Below are 4213 nucleotides of genomic sequence, written 5' to 3' on the forward strand. Positions count from 1 at the left end.
GACATTAAGACAATCGAAAGAAGTGAGATTATTAGAGAGCTCCGCCTAGGAGAGTTTGACGTGCTTGTAGGAATCAACCTCCTCCGTGAGGGACTTGATATACCTGAAGTTTCTCTTATCACAATCCTCGATGCTGACAAGGAAGGCTTCCTCCGTTCGGAGACTTCCCTTATCCAGACTATAGGAAGGGCAGCGAGAAACTCCGAGGGTAGGGTAATCATGTATGCCGATACCATAACAGGATCTATGCGAAAGGCGATTGACGAGACAGAACGTCGTAGGTCAATCCAAGAAGAATTTAACGAAGAGCACGGCATAGTGCCAACTACAATCAAGAAAAACATAGCTGAAATCATCCAAATCACCAAGAAGAAGGAAGAAGAGGAAATTGAAGAATTCAGCAAAGACGATATAGAGACAATACTTATCAATCTGGAGGCTGAGATGTATAAGGCAGCAGAGGAGCTTGACTTCGAGCGTGCTGCAGCCCTCCGTGATCAGATTAAGTCTATGAAAGATAATTTTACAGGAGTGATTAATTGACAGAAATTAAGATAAAGGGAGCAAGAACTAACAATCTCAAAAACGTAGATATCAATCTTCCAAGAGACAAGATGATTGTATTTACAGGCCTTTCAGGTTCAGGTAAGTCGACTCTTGCCTTTGATACCATCTATGCGGAAGGTCAGAGGCGTTATGTAGAAAGCCTATCTTCATATGCCAGACAGTTTTTGGGCAATGTAGATAAGCCAGATGTGGATTCCATTGAGGGACTTTCCCCATCCATATCAATCGACCAGAAGACAACCAACAGGAACCCAAGATCAACTGTAGCGACTGTTACAGAAATCTATGATTATTATAGGCTCCTCTACGCAAGAATTGGAGATGCCTACTGCCCAGTCTGCGGTAGACCAATCGAGGCGCAAAGTATAGATCAGATGGTCGATAGGGTAAAGGAACTTCCTGAAAGAACGAGAATTCAAATCCTTGCCCCAGTGATCAGAGGAAAAAAGGGAGCCCACAAAAGAGCCCTAGAAAATATCCAAAAGGACGGCTATGTAAGAGTTCTAATCGACGGAGAAAAGTACGACTTGGCAGAAGAAATCGAATTATCCAAGACCAAAAAACACGACATCTCCGTAGTTGTAGATAGGATTGTGATCAAGGATGGAATCGATGCGAGACTTGCAGATTCAATAGAAACAGCCTTGGGTCTTGCAGATGGCTTGGTTATTATAGATGTGATAGGGGAAGACGAAATACTCTTATCTTCTAAGCTAGCCTGCCCAGAAGGTCACGTATCCCTCCCAGAGATTACACCAAATATGTTCTCCTTCAACGCCCCAATAGGGATGTGTCCTGACTGTAATGGGCTTGGTTTTCATCTTCAAGTCGATAGGGACCTAGTTATACCAGACTACGACCTATCTATAAACGAAGGAGCTATTGACTCTTATGCGACTTCTACCAAGGAGAGCTATTATTATGAAATAATAAGGGCTATAGCAGATTACTACAAGTTCTCTCATGATGAGCCAATTAAAAATGCTCCAAAACAGATGATCGAGGATATCTTAAATGGAACAGATTACGATTTGAGTTTTGTCTTCGACAGTCATTTTTCCGGTAGGAAAAGATATACTGGACCCTTTGAAGGTGCTATCAAAAACATCTACGACCGCTATCAAAGGACGAATTCCGATGCCCAAAAGAAAAAGTTTAGAGAATATATGTCAGAAGAAGAGTGCGATACCTGCCATGGAGATAGACTAAAGCCAGAAATCCTTGCTATCAAGGTAGGAGGAGTGAATATCTCTGAGCTTACAAGACTTTCTGTAGAAAAGTCCGTAGACTTTTTTGACAAACTAGAACTTTCTCCAATGAAGGCGAAGATTGCAGACCTTATAGTAAAGGAAATAAAGGCGAGACTGTCTTTCCTAAACGACGTAGGGCTAACTTACCTTACCCTAAACAGGGCAGCAGCGACCCTATCTGGTGGGGAGAGTCAGAGAATAAGACTTGCGACTCAAATAGGATCTGGCCTTGTGTGAGTTTGCTATGTCCTTGATGAGCCTTCTATAGGTCTTCACCAGAGAGATAACGACAAGCTAATAGCAGCCCTTAGAAATCTCACGGATATTGGAAACACCCTAATAATAGTAGAACATGACGAAGATACTATGAAGGAAGCAGACTATATAGTAGATATTGGACCAAAGGCGGGAGTTCACGGTGGAGAGATTGTGGCCAAGGGAAGTCTTGACGATATAATGAATTCCAAAAAGTCGATTACAGGAGACTATCTAGCTGGTAGGAAAAAAATCCCAGTTCCTAAAGAAAGAAGAACAAGCGATGAATATATAGAAATAAAGGGGGCTGCAGCAAATAACCTCAAAAACATCGATGTAAAAATTCCCCTAGGAGTACTTACAACAGTAACGGGAGTGTCAGGTTCTGGTAAGTCTTCTCTAGTAAACGAAATCCTCTACAAGCAAGCAACAAAGAAAATTAACAAGACCAAGGTAAGGGCTGGCAAGCACAAGGAAATCCTAGGACTTGATAAGATTGACAAGGTAATAGCCATAGACCAATCCCCAATCGGAAGGACCCCAAGGTCAAACCCAGCAACCTACACCAAGGTCTTCGATGCCATTAGGGATGTATTCGCCATGACCAACGAAGCCAAGATGAAAGGCTATGATAAGGGGAGATTCTCATTTAACGTCAAGGGAGGAAGGTGCGAGGCCTGTAAGGGAGATGGAACAATCAAGGTAGATATGATGTTCTTGCCTGATGTCTACGTTCCTTGCGAAGTCTGCCACGGCAAAAGATACAACAGGGAGACCCTAGAAGTCAAATACAAGGGCAAGGACATATCAGACGTCCTCGATATGACTGTAGAAGAAGGAATAGAATTCTTCCAAAACCACCCAAGCATAGTGAGGAAACTCCAAACCCTCTACGATGTAGGCCTTGGCTATATCAAAATAGGCCAACCATCCACAGAACTATCCGGAGGAGAAGCCCAAAGGGTAAAACTTGCAACAGAACTAGCCAAAGTATCCACAGGAAAAACCCTATATATCCTGGACGAACCAACAACAGGCCTTCACATGGCAGACGTCCACAAACTAATAGAAGTCCTAAATAGATTAGTAGACCAGGATAACACTGTAGTTGTAATAGAGCACAACCTAGACGTAATAAAAGTCTCTGACAACCTAATAGACTTAGGTCCAGAAGGAGGAGACGGTGGAGGAACCTTAGTAGACAGCGGTACGCCAGAAAAAATAGCAAAAAATAAAAAGTCCTATACTGGACAGTATCTTAAAAAGATTTTGTAGGAGATATTTTATTTCAAATATCTGAGACTAAAAATATTTGATATTAGGATATCTTGATATTAGAATATACTTTTTTATGAAGGTATCCCTTCGTATTTTTGGGGGAACGCTAAGGGGGCGGCAGCGCTCTAAATGCCGCTTGGGCAAATGCCCCCTCCAGCTTTCCCCCAAGCCCCCTTTTCCCTCACCCCCTCTGCTCCTTAAGCGGAGTGCGGAAAAGGTCGATTTGCTTCGCAAATCTTTGTTGGTAGGGGGATCCCTTCGCTCTAATTGTTCTTGGATTTAACAATGTCTAATCTCCGTCTCTCTAAAAATCGATAACTCGCTAACGCTCAAACAAATCGATTTTCTTAACGAGAGACTTGATTAGACATTTCTACCCGTCCATAGGGTGAGGGAAGGGGTAAGCTTTGCCTTTGGCAAAGCGTATCATTTTTTTATTCTTTATATTACATATAACTTTAAAAAATAATTCTGACCTAGCGAAGCTAGAAAGAATTTTCCAGTTTATTCAGATAAAGATACATAATATGCTTTAGCATATCTTACAAATACCTTTACCGAGTAGCATGTATAATCAGAGTGAGCGTTAAGAAAATTTATCTGTTTGAGCGAAGCGAGTTATAAATTTTTAGCGAACGATGATTAGGAATTCCCAGCTTTAAAACAAACTAAAACGAAGGGTTCTGCCTACTAAAAAAGATTGGCGTAAGCCAATCACAGAGCGTAGACAAAGTAACTTCAATCGAAATTTATTTTATCGTTAAGTTACCCTTATCTCGACTAAGAGAGTGAAACGAACGCATGGAGAGATCTCATTAGATTTCTCCGCTCACTCCGTTCGGTCGAAATAAGGGTTATTTTGA

General features: G+C 41.7%; 1 protein-coding gene and 1 pseudogene. Both read left to right on the plus strand.

Going from position 1 to position 4213, the window contains the following annotated elements:
* Positions 1 to 543: helicase-related protein (locus MRZ08_RS02660; protein WP_297378974.1), on the plus strand; the 543-nt coding region annotated here is incomplete at its 5' end.
* Positions 540 to 3347, plus strand: a pseudogene (gene uvrA, locus MRZ08_RS02665) (excinuclease ABC subunit UvrA). The gene MRZ08_RS02660 and the pseudogene uvrA, both read left to right, overlap by 4 nt.
* Positions 3348 to 4213: the final 866 nt, after the last annotated feature.

This window comes from Anaerococcus sp. (assembly GCF_022770135.1).
In the GTDB taxonomy this organism is placed as follows: Bacteria; Bacillota; Clostridia; order Tissierellales; family Peptoniphilaceae; genus Anaerococcus.